A 17,056-nucleotide genomic window follows, 5' to 3' on the forward strand; every position below is an offset into this window, starting at 1 on the left:
CTTATTTCGATGCATTTGCAGCTGCTGTATTCGCAGCGGGCGCATCATCGACGATACGCACAGGCATCCCCGGGAAGAAAATACGCGCAACACCATCAACAATCACTTGGTCGCCGGCCTTAAGACCGCTGCGAACAACCCAACCATTAGGCGTGATGTCATCTTTAACCCATTCACCAACCGTAATTGGTGCCGGCATAGCAACTGACATACCTTGCTCGTTTTTAGTTAAAACGTAGACAAACTTGCCAGTACCATTATCCAATACAGCGCGTTGAGGCACTACAACGGCATTTTCGCGTACTGCGCCCTCTAGAACGATACGAACAAACTGTCCTGGGCGTAAGCTAAAGTCTGAATTAGGTACAATAGCTTGCAATTCAGAAGTACCGGTTTGGCTGTTAATACGGATATCACTGAAGTTAACCTCACCAATTTCTGGGTGTAGGGAACCGTCAAACAACTTCACTTTAGTTTGCCAGTGGCCACTTTCTGGTAACGTTAACAAGCCCGCCGACGCGTCTTGGCGCATTTGTAATTGCTCTCGTTCAGACAAACCAAAGCGAACGCGGATAGGGTCAATTTGAGTTAACTGCGTTAACAACAACTCAGGGCCTGAAACGTAAGTACCTTCTGAGACTAATTCACGACCGACAATACCTGTTACAGGCGACGTTACTTTAGTGTACTCCAAACGCAGCTCTGCTTGATCTAACGCAGCTTGTGCAGATTTAACATCAGCAGCGCTGACTTCAACGTTCGAAATGGCATTGTCGAGCTCTCGCTGTGATACCGAGTTTTTAGCCCGTAAAGGCTTTAATCGCTTCACTTCTCGTTCTGCTTGTTTCTGCCTAGCCAACGCTGCATTCAATGCAGCACCGCTACGAGCAACCTCTGCTGCATAAGGCTTTGCATCTAAACTAAACAGCGATTGGCCCGCCGTAACTTTGTCGCCCTCGCTAAAATTCCTCGCTTCTAAAATACCTGATACTTGCGCACGAATTTCAACTTCTTTGGCGCCAGAAAGTGTCGCTGGCAATTCAAGACTAAAGGGTACCGAGCGCGGTACCACAGCCATTGTCGACACTGCAGCAGGTGGCATACCGCCTGCTGCTGCCTGTTCAGGAGCTTGTTCACAGCCACTTAAGCTAGCCAACATCCCAGTAATTGCCAACGGCACAAATATTTTTTTGGCCGAACTCGTGGTAAAAAATGTCATTTCAATATCTCTAAATTTTTCTGTTATAAACATAATAGCAGCCTTACCTAACAATGCAGATAAGGCCATAAATTAATAAGTTTTGCGCTTAGTGGTCTGCTTTAGCATTGACCTCTCGATAGGTTATCATCTGTTGCCACCAATAGTCATAGCTTTGTTGCAGGGGCAATTTTACTTGCTGGCCAATAATCGGGGTCACCACGTTTGCATTGTGAGTAACCGCCAACGCTTGAATACGCTCCAATGGCTCAAACCAAGGATGAAGTGCTAAATCAAAGGTAGAATTGTGCACTGGCATTAATGCTTTTGCGCCCAAATCTAGGAAAGCTTGCATAGTATCATTGGGTTGCATATGAATACTTGGCCAAAGTTTGTTGTAGGCGCCATTTTCCAAAATAGCTAAATCAAACGGTCCAAGGCGCTCACCTATGGTTTTAAAGCCATCAAAATAGCCCGTATCACCACTAAAATAGATATTTTGCTGAGCTGTTTTAATCACCCAAGACGCCCATAGTGTTTGGTCGCGATCAGTTAACCCTCGGCCAGAAAAGTGTTGCGATGGCGTTGCCGTTAGCGTGAGTTTTGGTAACTCGAATGACTGCCACCAGTCTAATTCCTGAATTTTTTGCGGGCTGACATTCCACTTTTGCAAATAACTGCCAATACCAAGTGGTACAACAAAATGCTCTACTTGTTCAGCAAGTGCTGAAATCGTCGATTTATCTAAGTGATCGTAGTGGTCGTGAGAAATAACCACACCTTTAATTGGTGGTAATTCAGATAAACCAATCGGCGTTGGATGAAAACGCTTTGGTCCAGCCCAAGACACTGGTGATACGCGCTCAGAAAATACCGGATCAATTAACCAAAATTCACCATCAACGGCCAACAATAAACTCGAGTGGCCTAAACGATATATTGCCGTGCCAACTCGATTGTCTTCAATAAGTTCAGTTTTTGACAACTGTTTTAGTGGTACTGCTTGTTCTGGCGCTGGCGCAACGCGTTTTTCCAACAAATATTCTTTGATCAAGCTAATATAACCGCCAGCGCCAATTTCAAAACTACCGGCAGGATTGACAAATTTTTTGCCGTCGTACTGTGGTGAAGCTTGATAATGGACTTTACCACTAGCGCTGCAAGCAACTAACACGACAATTGCGACAAGAATACCAACAACTAGTAGCATTTTACTCCACTTATTCATCTTAAAATTACCTACTCTACCTACTCTTACATGCTACTCGCGCTTACTATACGTTTACTGTATGTCATGGTTTATAATGGATGAGACGATAGCAAGATAAAATACACTGAGTAGTTTACTTATTTACATTGAAAAGTAAACTACTCAGTGTAAAATATTATTTGTCAATTTGTTCAATAAAGATTTCACCATGAAAAAAACACTGACTTTATCCGAGCGTAAACGCTTAGCAATTCTTAATGCAGCCCAAGATGAATTTAATGAAAAAGGTTATGCAGGAGTCAGTATGGACGCCATTGCCAAACGCGCTGAAGTATCAAAGCGAACAGTGTATAACCACTTTCCAAGTAAAGAAGCCTTGTTTCAAGCAATCGTAAAACAACTGTGCGACTCGTTTAGTGAAGCTGCCAATGTCGTATATCAACCAGGTTTAACGCTAGAACAACAACTGATGGAAATTGCCACCAAAGAACTAGAGCTGTTGCAATCAGACAAGTTTCGCAATCTAAATCGAATTATTTTAGGTGAATTTATTCGATCGCCAGAATTAGCAGCGCAAACTCTCGAGCAATTTGACCATCAAGAAAACAGTTTCACCGTTTGGATTAAAGCGGCAATTGAAGATGGCCGGATACAACAAGTTGACCCCGACTACGCCGGTCATCAGTTCATGGGCTTGATTAAAGCAACTGCTTTTTGGCCGCAACTGCTAATGAACCAAGCTTTTCCATCGTCTGAACAACAAAAGCAAATTGCAGAAGATACCGTGATTATGTTTTTGGCAAGATACCAAAGCCGCTCTTGAGGTTAGCAGTTGTTCAAACCATAGCGAGCTAATTATCTGTTGGTTTTTGCTGGCTTGCTCGTAATTTTTTCTGGGCAGTTTCCATAATCACCAATACTTGGCATGGTGAAAATTGTTCAAGCAAGGAAATTGAACGATAGTTGGTCCATTCAGCCACGGGATCAAACTCACGCTGCTTCTTAAAATTCAGCTTTTTTAAACCAACCAAGCACTCGCCTTCCATTTTTAATTTCACCACTTGCTGGTCAGTCAAGGCACTATTGCCAAATCGCTTGGCGATATCTGGATAACTATACTCATTTGCCAAGACGCTAGTCGAAAACAAAAAAGTGATTAAAATTAGAACCTTATTCATAATATTCCTTGAATGCCAAAGTCATTCTATCTTAATACTTCAAGCGTTTGACGCCAAGCTAATTGGCTTGTTCAATCGATTTTGTTGGCGCCGTCAACAAATTTGAACAAACTCACGGTTAGTCACACAGATCAAACAATTCGATCTTTTCTTGACTTAGATCAAATTAGGTTTACAATTTTCAGAAATTACTGAAAATTCAAAAATAATAGAAATTAGCATTATGACACCCATTATTAATTCACTTGTTATGCACTTTGGCGAAATGGGTTCCCGTTGGGGGCTCAATCGAACCTTAGGCCAAATGTACGCGTTAATCGTGCTCACCGAACAGCCACTAAATGCTGACCAAATTAGCGAACAGCTCAACATTTCTCGCTCAAATGTCAGTATGGGCTTAAAAGAATTAAAGGCGTGGAATCTGATCAAACTCAACCATATCCCTGGAGATCGCAAAGAATATTTTAGTGCGCCAGCCGATGTCTGGGAGATCGCTCGAAATTTAATGATCGAACGCCGTAAGCGAGAAGTTGACCCTACGTTAACTGCCTTGCGGGATGTATTACTTGAACACCCTAACAGCACTGAAGATCAATACGCTCAACAACGGGTGCAACAAATGCACGACTTAATAGAGCTGGTTACGCTGTGGAGTGACCAAATACAGCATATGCCAAGCGAAAAAGCAGCAACTTTGCTAAAACTGGGCTCAAGTCTACACAAAGTGCTGGAATTCAAAGATAAATTACTTAAATAGTCGCGATCCTTATCACTGATTTGCTATCGCCATCATGCTCAAAACGAGGTTATCATGATTGAACAAGCCATCGACCCACTCGCAAGCTCGCTAATGCTGTCGCGAATTCAGTTCGCTGCCAATATTAGCTTTCATATCCTGTTTCCAACCATCAATATCGCCTTGTGCTGGTTTTTGCTGTTTTTTAAAGTTCGCTACTTGCAGACCCGAGACAGCAGCTGGTTAAAAGTCTATCGATTTTGGGTGCGTATTTTCGCACTGACATTCGCGTTAGGTGTGGTAAGTGGCATTACCATGAGTTTTCAGTTTGGTACCAATTGGCCAGGTTATATGGAAACTGTTGGTAATATCGCGGGGCCGTTACTGGGTTATGAAGTATTGACGGCTTTCTTCCTCGAAGCCACCTTTTTATCGGTAATGTTATTTGGTGCTGGCCGAGTATCTGAGCGCGTCCACTTAATCGCAACAGCCTTGGTAGCAATAGGTACCAGTTTATCTGCATTTTGGATTTTAGCACTCGACTCTTGGATGCAAACTCCTGCGGGTTACGAGATTCGCGACGGTGTTGTTTACGCGGCCGATTGGTGTCAAATAATCTTCAATCCGTCAATGCCTTATCGAGTCGCGCACATGTTGCTGGCTTCTGGCTTAACCGCGGCATTTTTTATCGCAGGTATCAGCGCCTATCGCATTTTAAAGCGCGATCCAAAACCCAACGCCGCGAAGAGTTTAACGGTGGCAACGACAGTTGCGGTATTCTTAATGCCATTGCAAATGTTTGTCGGCGACCTTCACGGCTTGAACACGCTTGAACATCAGCCGGCAAAAATAGCAGCAATGGAAGGCGTTTGGCAAACCGACAGTCATGTACCATTGCTATTATTTGCTGTTGTAGATGAGCAAGCTCAGACCAATCAATATGCGCTTGAGATACCAAGTATGGCGAGTTTTATCTTAACTCATAGCTTTTCTGGTGAAATAAAAGGGTTGAACGAGTTTGTTGGCGAGCACCCGCCAGTAGCCCCAGTATTTTATAGCTTCCGTATCATGATTGGCACGGGCGTTTTGATGTTGCTGGTTGCGGCCGCTAACTGCTACTACCAAATTAGAAAAATATCTTGGCCTACTTGGTTGTTAAAAACAACTGTATTAATGACTTTTTCCGGCTGGGTGGCAACGCTGGCTGGCTGGTATGTTACCGAAATTGGCCGTCAGCCCTATCTAGTAACAGGCATTCTTAAAACTGCAGATGCCGTGACAAAAACACCTGCCGAACACATAGGCATTTCACTCACTATCTATTTAGTGCTTTACGCCGTACTTATTGTTGCCTACATCAAAACACTATTTGTTATGGCACATCGCGCGATAGCGTTAGAAGCCGACGATGTTCAAGAAAACTCAGCTAATCATCCTGAACATCAACTTTCAGACAACATGACTAACACAGGAGCAACGACTAATGTTTGATCAGGTAGATTGGTTACCCGTTGTTTTTATCGGCTTAATGAGTTTATCGTTCCTTATTTATGCAATTTTAGATGGCTATGACCTAGGGGTTGGCGTGTTACTGCCAACAGAGTCCGATGGCGATATTCAAAGCCAGCGAGATATGATGATTTACTCGATTGGCCCGTTTTGGGATGCCAACGAAACTTGGTTGGTACTGGCAGTTGGTTTATTGTTGATCGCCTTCCCTGAAGCTCATTCTATTGTTCTACAGGCACTCTATCTGCCTGTCGCCATTATGCTCGCAGGCCTAATCCTACGTGGTGTAGCCTTTGACTTTAGAACTAAAGCGGCTAGTAAGAACAAACGCACTTGGGATTTGGCATTCAAAGCGGGCAGTTTACTCGCTACCTTGATGCAAGGCTATATGCTCGGACGCTACGTGTTGGGTTTTGAGACGGGCGTGACCAGCTACCTTTTTGCTGTGTTAAGTGCCGTCTGCGTTACCGCGGGTTATTGTTTTATTGGCAGTGCTTGGTTAGTGATGAAAACCACCGGGCAGTTACAACAAAAAGCGGCCAAATGGTGTAGTAACAGCGCTTGGCTCACCGTGATTGGTATTATTGCTATTTCAATCACCAACGTATTACTTAGCCCCGAAATTTTTCAAAAGTGGCTAGGTGTACCGCAAGTGTTGGTGCTCGCCCCTATTCCACTACTGCTGGCATTTTTGTTTTTTACTTGTATTAAGTATTTACGCGCAGTACCAGTTGAAAATGACTATGGTTGTTGGTGGCCTTTTGCAAGTACCTGTCTGATTTTTGTGTTGTGCTTTTTAGGACTTGCCTATAGCTACTTCCCCTACGTAGTGTTGAATCAGCTCACCATTTGGCAGGCGGCGAGTGCAAGAGAGTCGTTGATGTTTATCTTTTACGGTGCTGCCATTGTATTGCCAACTATTTTGGCTTACACCGCGTTCTCGTATAAAGTATTTTGGGGTAAAGCCACTAAACTCGATTATTAGTTCACACTAACAGAAACTAAAAAGCCAGCGTCGATCTTTTAAATCTGCACTGGCTTTTTTTATCAGTTCACAGGCTTGCTTAGCGTGATAAGTAAATAACCAAAACTAGTTTTCATCAATGTGAAAAAAGCCTTGTTTAATTTTTTCTAATCGCTCGAGATGCTTATGGTGAGCGCGTAATGCTGCAATAGCAAATGCGCCAACAATAGCAAATATCGGTATTAGTAATGATAACGTTGCAGGGTCCAATAACTCCTTCAACCAATCCATGTAGTACTCCTTGTTACTCGATCTGTTTGCAACTGGTGATACCGGGATTATTTTACCCGGCATTGGTAGCAAATTATTCGTTCTGAAGAATATGACCGTTATTCTTCAAAATATGTTCCCCATCCATCGTAATCTATTTTTGTGCGGCTGGCTAATTCAAACATCACTTTTACTTCGTCAAAAATAACATCTTTATCTAATAGCTGGTCAGTGACAATATCAAAGGCAAATACTTTTTCGCCCGTTTCTAATTCTGCCTCTTCTGGTTCTTCTACTTCATAACCCATTTTAAAGGCGATAACCGCTGCCTTTTCTAAGACATCAAAATCTTGGCAAGAAAAGTGATGTTCAATAACATGGTAAGCCTCATCGTTAGTGCCATCAGCAAGCAATTCATCCACTAAGGTATTGCTGTAATCCATCCATTCTTGTAATTCTTCGTTTGTCATTTGTCTCAACTCACTCATTTCAAATACTAAGACTTGGGCTTGTATTCAGGATATGGAGAACCAGATTCTTCACTAATCTGATTAATTTTCTCCGACATAATTTGATAGGTTTGATCGGTAATCTCGCGAATTTGCTCTCGACCACCTTGCGGTACAGCAATCGGTGGCAAGAACTCAATAATGATTTTACCATTGTTCCAGCGGTTCAATTTTACTTTTCCGTGTAAATTGCTGATACAGATAGGCACTATTGGTACCTCAGCTTGCATAGCTGTGCGAAAGGCGCCAGTTTTGTATGGCAACAATCCTTTACCGTTGCTGCGTGTGCCTTCTGGAAACAACCATACTGATAGGCCTTTTTGCTTTATTTTTTCTGCCGTTGCCGCGATTGTTCCCATTGCCTTATTCTTGTTATTCCGGTCAATTAAAATATTGCCGGTTAACCAATACATTTGGCCAAAAAATGGGATCCACTTCAGGCTTTTTTTACCAACACTGACAGTTCTAGGCAAAACAGCACGGCTGACAGTAAATAAATCATAAGTATTTTGATGATTAGCAATATAAACCACTGGGCCTAACTTGCGAATTTCATCTGGCACACGAAGCTCTATTTCTAAACCCAACAGCTTAGATGCCTGTGACAACCTCACTCCGAATATATGGACATTATTTGGTTTAAACGGTCTAAATAAACAATAAATACAGGCAAAAACCGACAAAAAGACCAAATACAATACAACTAGAATGACACGAATAACTGCTAACAATGTTGTTTCCAATTAAAACAAGGTTAAAAATAGCCGCGTATTATACACAATATGTGGTTTTGTTGTGGATCTTTATCGGCGGTTTTTTACTCAGCATTGACTATAGTTAGAGCAATAGATAAGAGAAAATTTACACGACAGGAACGCCGATGTCTTATAAAAACCAGCCGAGAAATATTGTCGAGTTTCGCTTTTTAGCAGAACCGACCGATGTCAATTTTGGTGGAAAAGTCCACGGTGGTATTGTCATGAAATGGATAGATCAAGCGTCTTATGCTTGTGCCGCACAATGGAGCAAACATTACTGTGTAACAGTTTCCGCCAATGCTATTCGGTTTATCAAGCCAATATTAGTAGGCCAACTCATCAGTGTTGAGGCGAGAATAGTTCACACCGGCAATACAAGTATGCATATATACGTAGTAGTGCGGGCTGGTGACCCAAAAGAACAAGAACGACAAGTGTGCAATCGCTGTTTCATTACCTTTATGGCGGTTGACGAAAATGGCAAGCCAACGAGAGTTGATCAATATATTGCTGAGTCTGGTGAAGACAAACAACTAGAACAAGTGGCAATTAATGGCAAAGAGTTCGCGAAAAAGCTCGATTTAGATTTTGAAACACTACTTGGTTGGAAGTAGTCTTGCTTTGCAATAAAGTATTATCAAGACGGTTTCGTTATCGTTAATTTAATAGCCCCCTGTACAAGCAAATACTGAGCAATGTAGTAGGTAGTCATTATAATAAGAGCCTGTTGCTCAATTGGGGCTATAAATTTATCCCAAGCAATCAAGCTATCCGACACCAAAAAGCTTAACGCTCCATAGCCAACTAGCCCGATTTGTTTACCAGCAAAACAAGCACTTAACGCCATTGCCGTCAGTACCATAATGTAAATCAGTACCGGCCAACGCAATTCAGCCAGATTAGGCATCAGTAGCCAATACACGAATGCGGCACCAACTATAATTGACACAGCGACAATAACTTTAGACCACGACCAATTGAACAAGCGCCAAAACAAGCTTTGATAGCAGATTTGGGCAATTAAAAAGGCCCCTAAGCCAAAAACAAAACTATGCTCAAAATTAAGGGCCAGTAGCACATCACCAAGCGCTGAAAAGACTAGCGCACCAACGATTGATAAATGAAGCTTTCCAGTATTTTGCCACCGATAAAACAACAGTAAAAACAAAACGGGTAATGCTTTAAAAACAAATTGCAGACTATAAGGCTCAATGGTCAAACTGAGTAAATAGCCAACCGCAAGTAACCAAAATACTGCGGCCCCGTGCGCCGGATTTATTGACTTCACACACTCACCTAAACAAGAGTAGATAATATCATTTCATCATCTAATCACAGCAAATGTAGCCAATCAAGCTTATTGCACAAATGAACAATTATTGTAATTTAAAAACTAGAACAAATAGCGCCAGCAATCATTATTTTAAATCACCAATAACGGCACGCGTTTTTTCTTCCAAGCTTGACAAGCCCGCTTTTTGACCAAGTGCTATCGCTTCTTGTTCAGTTACCTTGCCTTGTTGAAACGCATTAATTGCTAACAAAGCGCCAACTCGATTACCACTGGCACAGTGTAAAACCACTTTACCGTCTTGTTCAGCCAGCGCCGCTGCTAACTTATTGGCATTTTCAAGACTAATACCAGCGCCGCCGCTAACCGGAATATGAACGTACTTAATACCTAAACCTTCAACCACCTGCTGCTCATCAAAACCTTCGAATTCACCCTCGCCTCGAAGGTTAATAACTAACTTAACGTCGTTATCAGCAAGTTTTTTAAAATCGCTAATCATTGGTTGACCACCAGTAATAATTTGTTGATCAAACGCTTTCGCGTTGTACATAGACAGTTCTGACAAGTCTAGCTCATTGCTAGCAATAGCCAAGTTAGTGGTTACCGCAAATAAAAATGCACTAAATAGATAAGCTAATTTGCGACTAGTCTTATGGTTAAAACGAATCAAAGCGTTCATATAAGTTTCTCTTTATCTAAATAATTTATTGAGTTCGTTTACCAAAGACCTGACAAACCTGGTTTAAATCACAACGGATCGCATAAACATTTTGATAGCCTAAAGCAACTAAACTCTGCGCTGCAACACGAGCGCGTAAACCTTTGGCACAGTGGGTGATAACGGGTAACGCTTTATCCTCAGGCAGTCGCTTATCTTGTTGAGTCAAGTCGCCTTTAGGAATATTAATGGTTGTTAGTGCCGCAAGAGTACTAAATTCTTTCGGTTCTCTAACGTCAATAACAACTGCCCCTTGTGCTGCTAAAATCTTTGCTTGCTCAGCGTCAATGGACTGAAAGCTCGGATTGTCGTCACTAAAGCCGAGCTTGTTTAACAAACCAAGCATAGGGCATAAATCAACGATGGCAGATAACACTAGTGCAAAGCCAACAAACCCGGCCAACCAAAGCCATAACTGGCTGTGTAATAATGTTAGCGTTATCGATAACAGAACCAAACAGCCAATAATTAAACGAAAAACTCTTGTCGCACTCACATTACACTCCGCTTTTATTACTCATTAAATAGTTTAGGCTCTAGGCCTTAAAACTGAGACCGTAAACTTGCACCTTGTAGTCTTGGTCTCTGTTTATATATTTTGGTCACAACTGCTCTAATTAATAGGATAAACACAGCTGCTACCACAAACATCAGAAAACACTAAATTAGCAAACCCTAATATTAAGTATATTAGGTTTTACTAATTTATATTGCAAGTATAAACTTGGCATTACTATTCCTAACTTATCGATTAAGCCGCACAGTGAATACTCTTAGTCCAGAACAATTAAGCGAAAATGCTCATCGCGTTGCCGAGATTTTAAAACAAATTGCCAACCCCAATCGCTTGATGATTTTATGTGCACTTGCCCAACAAGAGCTGTCCGTTAGCCAACTCAATCAACAAATTGATTTATCTCAATCGGCGCTTTCGCAGCATTTGGCTAAGCTTCGAGAGCACGGTATTGTTTCGACCAGAAGAGCATCGCAAACCATTTATTACTGTGTTACCGAGCCAAGTATCAAAGTACTACTTGAAACCTTGTATCGAGAATTTTGCTCAGCTGCTGATCAATAATTTCTCGTTCAGTGAACGAAAAGTATAAAAACCAAGTTCTCTTGCATCGAGATAGGCATTGAGTTAAAACTCATTGATAGTTTTAACCACCAGTAAAAAGAACACACAATTTCATGTCCAACGATATGGCAAATAAACCTGCCGCAGAAAAAATCAAGAGCGCTACCGCAAACAACACGGGCCTATCAATAAAAAACGTGACGCCAAAACAAGGCTTACTGAGGGCTGTCCATTGGTTAGCGCCTGTTATTGATCGGGTAACGGGGCTTAAACAGCTCGATAAACTGTACCGTAAACATCAATTTCACGGACTAGAAAAGGGACCATTCACCGAGCGATTTCTCGAAGCATTTGAACTAGAGCTAAAAACATCAGACGCGGAGCTTGCTCTGATACCAAAATCAGGAGCTGCCATTGTTGTTGCCAACCACCCTTTTGGTGGTGTTGAAGGTGTCGCGTTAGCTAACGTTTTGAACAAGTTACGCCCTGATGTTCAGATTATGGCGAACCGCGGCCTGTCAATATTTCCCGGTCTCGCACCGTTTTTTATTTTTACTAACCCGCTAAAAACCAATGCCGATGGCAATAGCCAATCGTTAAAGGCTTGTTTAAAACATCTCAAAAAAGGCGGCTTATTGGTCTTGTTCCCTGCAGGTCGCGTCAGCTACCCTGCAGATAAAGAGAGCCCAGTCACCGATCATAAGTGGCACCGCATGGTGGCAATGTTAGCGAAAAAAGTGCAGTGCCCTATTGTCCCAGTCCATATTTCTGGCCAAAATCGCGATATTTTTTATCAACTTGGCCTTGTTTACTATCGTTTTCGCTTATTGATGTTGATTCGAGAAATGATCAACAGCAAAGGCAAGCAAATTCCCATTAGCATCGGCAAACCTATTAGTACTATGACTCATAAAGCCCTAACCAATAAATCAGACCAACAGATTACCGACCTGTCTCGCTTGCTTACCTATTTACAAGCACCTGAACTAAAAACCCAATGGTCTGAACGCGTTAACCCAGTAATGCAGCCGTTGGCACCATCAATTGAAGCAACAATACTCACCGAGGAAATTGAGCAACTAGCAAGTTCGCAAAAGCTCAGCAGCTACAAGAACCTCAGTGTCTACTTTGCAATGCGCTCGCAAGCACCCAATGTGATTGAAGAAATTAGACGCTTGCGGGAAGAAAACTTCCGTCTGGTTGATGAAGGCAGCGGTACGCCAAAAGACGGCGATGATTTCGACGACACCTATACCCACTTGTTTATTTACGATCACGACGCCGAAAAAATTGTCGGCGCATATCGCATGGGTCAAACCGATAACTTGCTTGAACAGTCAGGTCAAAGCGGTATTTACCTAACCAATATGTTTAATTTCGATACTGACTTTGTTAATCAGCAAGCACCTTGCTTGGAAATGGGTCGTTCATTCTTAATCGCCGAACAGCAAAAAAGCTTCCATGGCTTATTACTCTTGTTTAAAGGCATTGGCGCATTTGTTAAGCAATTCCCTCGCTACCGCACCTTGTATGGTACAGTGTCGTTGAGCACACAATACCAACCGTTGAGCGTAATGCTGATTGAACAGTTTATGGTAAAAGCCGAAAACCGAGTCGCGGTCTCAGCTAAAAAAGCATTTGCACACCCTGTCCCGCCAGAATTAAGTAACTATTTAGCACAATACGGCAGTGATATTGATGTTTTAGACTGGCTGATCAGCCAAATTGAACCCGATGGCAAAGGCGTGCCAGTATTAGTAAAGCAATACCATCAACTCGGCGCCAATTTCCACTGTGTTGCTATTGACCCCAACTTTGCCAATACTCCGGGTTTGTTATTGAGTGTTCACTTACCCAATACTGCAGAAAAACTGCTTAAACTATATTTAGGCAAAAACTATCGTGACTACCTTGATTACAACGGACAGTAAAACAGAGACAAAAAATAAGAGGTTTCACCACAAGGAGAAACCTCTTATTTTATTAAAACGTTAAACCGGAAAACTAAAAGCTGACTTTAGTTTGGCATTCTGGTGAAGTTAAACTATGACAAGGACTGCCCTGATAATAATTGAACTGCTGTTGATGCTCATTTAACGTTCTATTGACCGCTAAGTGGCAAAAACTCACCGAACAAGCATCTTCTCGATGCATACACACTGAATAAGCGCTTCGCTCTGGCAAATGACTGGCGTGATAAGCGATGAAGTCATTGGTGGTTTTTGGCGACAACTCCTCGAAAGTACGATATCTCGCGGCACTGACTTCAGGAAAATTAAAGCCCGAAGACGTCATTGGGCTTACGGCAATACTTTTAGTAAAATTTTCTCCGTCCCAATCAAATTGCATGACATTGCCATTCGTTTCACTGAGATCGTCGGGAAAATAACACAAAACAAATGGCGCAAAACGCTGCAGTGGTAATTCAGCAACCAACTCATCAATTGTTATTGCTGATTCACTTGTCAGTTTTTTCAATAAACTGACAATAATTTGTCCACGACTAATCGGATTTTCTGGTGTATGTAACACTTGCGCTTGATAATTGTTTAACAAACACAAGCTCGCACCTGTTTGAGCAAGCGCTATCCAAGTACCGCCACCTTGAGGGTCTATTGGTAAAGCAGCCTCTAATGCTTGATCAAAAGCTGCAGGAATGGCTAATTGACGAGAGCGCTGTTCATCGCGATTAAAAAAGAGCTGGTAGCCGTTAGGCTCCAGTCGCCATGTTAAAGTACACACAATGAGTGATAACTAAGCGTTGTCTTGTTGGCGCAAGTAGCTCGCCGTCGACGGCGCTAAACCAAACTGCTCAGACGACTCTCCGCCTAAACCTTGGTGAATCATTTTCATCGTCGCATAATGATGAATCGCGTGGCTACAAGCAAACATTACTTCACGCCCAAAAGTACTAGTCACAGTCATCACATTGTCAGTGCCAATACCAACGTTAGAGTGAACCGTTACCGTTTTCTCAAAAGTTTCGTCAGGCACTGCCGCCAACCAAACTTTCAAGCTTTCTAAGCGCATCAATGCTTCTTTTATATCGCGTTCAACAACACTATTGCGTTGGCGTAACTCGTAATCTACTACCAGGCTTTCACTGGCAAACTCTAAAGCAACAAAATGATCAATGATATGTCGAACATGACCACCAATTGCACTAATTAACCCTTCTGGAACCGCAACATACTGTGCCTGGCTCAATTTTGACAAAAAATCGATACCTTGTTGTAACGTTGCTATGTAATCGCGCTGCACTACCTCAATAACCTCAGTAAAAATGTGTCCTTTCATAGACCTTAACACAAAAATATTTCTTTCATGTTAAAAAGATAAATTTTCTTGATAAATATCACAGTTTTTATATCGCCTAGCCCAATCAGCCCATATTGCACAATTTTGTTGCTTAAAAGAAAAAATTGCGCTTGATAATTTGCAAATTTTTCAACTAATCATATAGTTATTTATGATTAGACAAAGGAGCTGAACAACATAGCCCACACTTATAATGTCAGTATTAAAAATACTTACTGCGAAGTCATTTGTGCTTTACAAATAAAACCAAACTATAGTATCAATGGTTTACGTGTCTTTGACGAAATTTGACAAGCACATAAATCTTACTAATCAGTTAAGTAAATACCAGTACAATGAAATTATCGGAGATGGAACTTGCAAGATAACGCTATTCACAAGTATTTGACCCGCATCATGATCATTATTGTGCTGTTTGTCATTTTACTCTACGTCGCACTGATGCAAGTCAGTAAAGGTGCTCGCTTTCATCAACTCAATTCGCTGCATCTCAAATACGTCGTTGAACTAAAAAGCCGACTCGCCAACCACTCATCGACGCTCGATTTTAATATTGATGACATTCGAGAAACTGTGCTCAATATTCGCCAACAGCCAGCTGACTGTTTAGCATTAATTACAAGCTTTGACCGCACAGTCATGGCCTTAATAAAAACAGATAATGCCATCGCTCTATGTCACGCCGACCTGGCGACAGCAGATCAAGTACTAACCATAATAGATGAATATCAAAACGGTGCATTTTCCGCACAACAGCTATACGACGAACTCTACAAAGCTTCGGCGGTTTTCACACAAAATTCAGCTCAATTTGAAGAACCAATAACAGCGACTGTCGAGTTTATCGTGACCTCATCCATTGTTTCATTTGGTGCGGTCAGCTTATTTATGGTGTTCTTTGTCACCTATGCTTCAAAAGCGATTAGCTCAACGGCAAAAACTATGGTAGAAACGACCGAAGCGCTAGAGCACAGTGAACAGAAAAATAAAAAGCTCGCTCACTACGATAGTTTAACCGGCCTGCCAAACAGAAATCTGTTTAACAAAGAACTCAAACAATCCCTGCAATTAGCCACTGATAAAAATGCTAAGCTAGCCCTGCTCTTCATCGACTTAGACCGCTTTAAAAACGTCAACGACTCACTTGGACACCAAGCGGGAGACGAATTAATTCGAAATGTCGGCCAACGATTAAACGACAGTATTCGAAGTTCAGACACGCTCGCGCGCATTGGTGGTGACGAATTTAATATACTTTTGCCGGGAATAAAAAGCGCTCATCAAGCTGCGATTGTCGCCAACAAAATTATCAAACAACTTGAGCAACCGTGTGTTATCGCGGGCCATACCGTATACGCCACGGTTAGTATAGGGATCGCAACGTACCCTGAAGATGCACAAAGTGCTGATGACTTACAAAAATATGCTGATTTGGCGATGTATCATGCGAAAGAAAACGGTCGTAATAAATACGACTTTTACGCAAAAGAGTTAACCGCATCAGTAGATAAAAAGCTCAAACTTGAGCAACACTTGTACCAAGCGATCAATGAAAAACAATTCGTACTGCACTACCAACCGATTGTCGACTTAAAGACCATGAAAACACAAGGTGCTGAAGCCTTGGTAAGGTGGCAACATCCGGACATTGGCGTCGTATCGCCGGCTGATTTTATTCCGCTCGCCGAAGAAACTGGTCTAATTGTTGAGTTGGGCGATTGGATTTTACATCAAGCTTGTCAAACCGCTAAAAATTGGATTGAAAGCTGTCCAGACTTTTTTATTTCAGTTAATGTTTCGCCGTTACAATTGAGGTCAAAACACTTTCTCGACACCGTTCGCATGGCATTGCACGACAACGGTATTCCAGCCAGTGCTTTACATATAGAAATAACTGAAAATCTCAAAGTTCATCAAGACCCTGCTACTCTCGCCCTATTTAGCTATCTTCACAAAATGGGCGTCCACCTATCGCTAGACGATTTTGGCACCGGCCACTCATCACTGTCTTACTTACACAGTTTGCCGTTTGACGTTCTAAAAATAGATAGGTCATTCTTAACCATGCACAGTAATGAAAACAAAACCAATATAGTGTCTTCTATTGTCACCATGGCGCACGGTTTAAAATTAAAGGTCATTGCCGAAGGCTTAGAATCGGCAGCATGTCTTGAGTTTGTCACTGGTGTTAACTGTGACTATGCCCAAGGCTACTATTTAGGTCGACCTGTGCCGGCAGAAGAGCTTGAATACAACAAAGTACATGCCTTTCCGTCATTGCAACAGACTAAAAGCGCCTAAACCGAACATAGCGAT

The 17,056-nt window shown here is 42.0% G+C and carries 19 protein-coding genes; 8 read left to right on the forward strand and 11 right to left on the reverse strand.

The genetic code is table 11. From position 1 onward, the window contains the following. Nucleotide 1: 1 nt before the first annotated feature. The gene (locus J7384_RS04055; protein WP_209111593.1) at nt 2-1,252 is read right to left on the reverse strand and encodes an efflux RND transporter periplasmic adaptor subunit; all 1,251 of its coding nucleotides are present in this window, start codon (nt 1,250-1,252) and stop codon (nt 2-4) included. 55 nt (nt 1,253-1,307) lie between these two features. After that, nucleotides 1,308-2,426 carry an MBL fold metallo-hydrolase gene (locus J7384_RS04060; RefSeq protein ID WP_209111594.1) on the reverse strand — a complete coding sequence of 373 codons (1,119 nt, stop codon included), beginning with the start codon at nt 2,424-2,426 and terminating at the stop codon, nt 1,308-1,310. Nucleotides 2,427-2,616: 190 nt separating this feature from the next. On the opposite strand from J7384_RS04060, the gene J7384_RS04065 reads away from it, so the two are divergent. After that, nucleotides 2,617-3,231: a TetR/AcrR family transcriptional regulator gene (locus tag J7384_RS04065; protein ID WP_209111595.1), complete on the forward strand. Its 615-nt coding sequence runs from the start codon at nt 2,617-2,619 to the stop codon at nt 3,229-3,231. 28 nt (nt 3,232-3,259) lie between these two features. Here J7384_RS04065 and J7384_RS04070 read toward each other — a convergent pair whose 3' ends face one another. Then, the gene (locus J7384_RS04070; protein WP_209111596.1) at nt 3,260-3,586 is read right to left on the reverse strand and encodes a hypothetical protein; all 327 of its coding nucleotides are present in this window, start codon (nt 3,584-3,586) and stop codon (nt 3,260-3,262) included. Between the two features lie 223 nt (nt 3,587-3,809). Here J7384_RS04070 and J7384_RS04075 point away from each other — a divergent pair, with 223 nt between their 5' ends. From J7384_RS04075 to J7384_RS04085, 3 genes are read left to right on the forward strand one after another with little or no spacing between them, the layout of a single operon-like run. After that, on the forward strand, nt 3,810-4,343 hold the full coding sequence (locus J7384_RS04075; protein ID WP_209111597.1) for a GbsR/MarR family transcriptional regulator: 534 nt from the start codon (nt 3,810-3,812) through the stop codon (nt 4,341-4,343). Nucleotides 4,344-4,397: 54 nt separating this feature from the next. Next, nucleotides 4,398-5,813 carry a cytochrome ubiquinol oxidase subunit I gene (locus J7384_RS04080; protein ID WP_209111598.1) on the forward strand — a complete coding sequence of 472 codons (1,416 nt, stop codon included), beginning with the start codon at nt 4,398-4,400 and terminating at the stop codon, nt 5,811-5,813. Beyond that, nucleotides 5,806-6,816: a cytochrome d ubiquinol oxidase subunit II gene (locus J7384_RS04085; RefSeq protein WP_209111599.1), complete on the forward strand. Its 1,011-nt coding sequence runs from the start codon at nt 5,806-5,808 to the stop codon at nt 6,814-6,816. Before J7384_RS04080 ends, J7384_RS04085 begins: the two co-directional genes overlap by 8 nt. Before the next feature lie 105 nt (nt 6,817-6,921). Here J7384_RS04085 and J7384_RS04090 read toward each other — a convergent pair whose 3' ends face one another. From J7384_RS04090 to J7384_RS04100, 3 genes are all read right to left on the reverse strand, one after another. After that, a complete protein-coding gene (locus J7384_RS04090) occupies nt 6,922-7,086 on the reverse strand; it encodes a hypothetical protein (protein WP_209111600.1) in 165 nt (54 codons plus the stop codon). Nucleotides 7,087-7,184: 98 nt separating this feature from the next. Next, complete coding sequence (gene rraB, locus J7384_RS04095; RefSeq protein ID WP_209111601.1) at nt 7,185-7,535, reverse strand: ribonuclease E inhibitor RraB; 351 nt, start codon at nt 7,533-7,535, stop codon at nt 7,185-7,187. 26 nt (nt 7,536-7,561) lie between these two features. Further along, nucleotides 7,562-8,182, reverse strand: a complete 621-nt coding sequence (locus J7384_RS04100; RefSeq protein WP_247741613.1) for a 1-acylglycerol-3-phosphate O-acyltransferase — start codon at nt 8,180-8,182, stop codon at nt 7,562-7,564. A gap of 272 nt (nt 8,183-8,454) precedes the next feature. On the opposite strand from J7384_RS04100, the gene J7384_RS04105 reads away from it, so the two are divergent. Next, nucleotides 8,455-8,946 (forward strand): acyl-CoA thioesterase, encoded by a 492-nt coding sequence (locus J7384_RS04105; RefSeq protein WP_209111603.1) that lies wholly within the window; start codon nt 8,455-8,457, stop codon nt 8,944-8,946. A gap of 23 nt (nt 8,947-8,969) precedes the next feature. On the opposite strand, the gene J7384_RS04110 is transcribed toward J7384_RS04105, so the two are convergent. The 3 genes from J7384_RS04110 to J7384_RS04120 all read right to left on the reverse strand — a co-directional run bounded on the left by J7384_RS04110 (nt 8,970) and on the right by J7384_RS04120 (nt 10,840). After that, nucleotides 8,970-9,620 carry a lysoplasmalogenase gene (locus J7384_RS04110; protein WP_209111604.1) on the reverse strand — a complete coding sequence of 217 codons (651 nt, stop codon included), beginning with the start codon at nt 9,618-9,620 and terminating at the stop codon, nt 8,970-8,972. A 130-nt stretch (nt 9,621-9,750) separates the two neighbouring features. After that, nucleotides 9,751-10,305 carry a protein tyrosine phosphatase family protein gene (locus J7384_RS04115; RefSeq protein WP_209111605.1) on the reverse strand — a complete coding sequence of 185 codons (555 nt, stop codon included), beginning with the start codon at nt 10,303-10,305 and terminating at the stop codon, nt 9,751-9,753. Nucleotides 10,306-10,330: 25 nt separating this feature from the next. Continuing rightward, nucleotides 10,331-10,840 (reverse strand): rhodanese-like domain-containing protein, encoded by a 510-nt coding sequence (locus tag J7384_RS04120; RefSeq protein WP_209111606.1) that lies wholly within the window; start codon nt 10,838-10,840, stop codon nt 10,331-10,333. 228 nt (nt 10,841-11,068) lie between these two features. On the opposite strand from J7384_RS04120, the gene J7384_RS19270 reads away from it, so the two are divergent. Beyond that, nucleotides 11,069-11,422 carry a metalloregulator ArsR/SmtB family transcription factor gene (locus J7384_RS19270; RefSeq protein ID WP_247741614.1) on the forward strand — a complete coding sequence of 118 codons (354 nt, stop codon included), beginning with the start codon at nt 11,069-11,071 and terminating at the stop codon, nt 11,420-11,422. 113 nt (nt 11,423-11,535) lie between these two features. Next, entirely contained in the window at nt 11,536-13,353 is a 1,818-nt protein-coding gene (locus tag J7384_RS04130; protein ID WP_209111607.1) for a GNAT family N-acyltransferase, read from the forward strand. 73 nt (nt 13,354-13,426) lie between these two features. On the opposite strand, the gene J7384_RS04135 is transcribed toward J7384_RS04130, so the two are convergent. Both J7384_RS04135 and J7384_RS04140 read right to left on the reverse strand, forming a co-directional pair. Further along, nucleotides 13,427-14,164 (reverse strand): NRDE family protein, encoded by a 738-nt coding sequence (locus J7384_RS04135; protein WP_209111608.1) that lies wholly within the window; start codon nt 14,162-14,164, stop codon nt 13,427-13,429. A 12-nt stretch (nt 14,165-14,176) separates the two neighbouring features. Next, nucleotides 14,177-14,719, reverse strand: coding sequence for a DinB family protein (locus tag J7384_RS04140; protein WP_209111609.1), 543 nt, complete (start codon nt 14,717-14,719; stop codon nt 14,177-14,179). A gap of 378 nt (nt 14,720-15,097) precedes the next feature. On the opposite strand from J7384_RS04140, the gene J7384_RS04145 reads away from it, so the two are divergent. Further along, the gene (locus J7384_RS04145) at nt 15,098-17,041 is read left to right on the forward strand and encodes an EAL domain-containing protein (protein WP_209111610.1); all 1,944 of its coding nucleotides are present in this window, start codon (nt 15,098-15,100) and stop codon (nt 17,039-17,041) included. Nucleotides 17,042-17,056: the final 15 nt, after the last annotated feature.

The sequence above is a fragment of the Endozoicomonas sp. G2_1 genome, from assembly GCF_017744155.1.
GTDB lineage: Bacteria > Pseudomonadota > Gammaproteobacteria > Enterobacterales > Alteromonadaceae > JAGHQT01.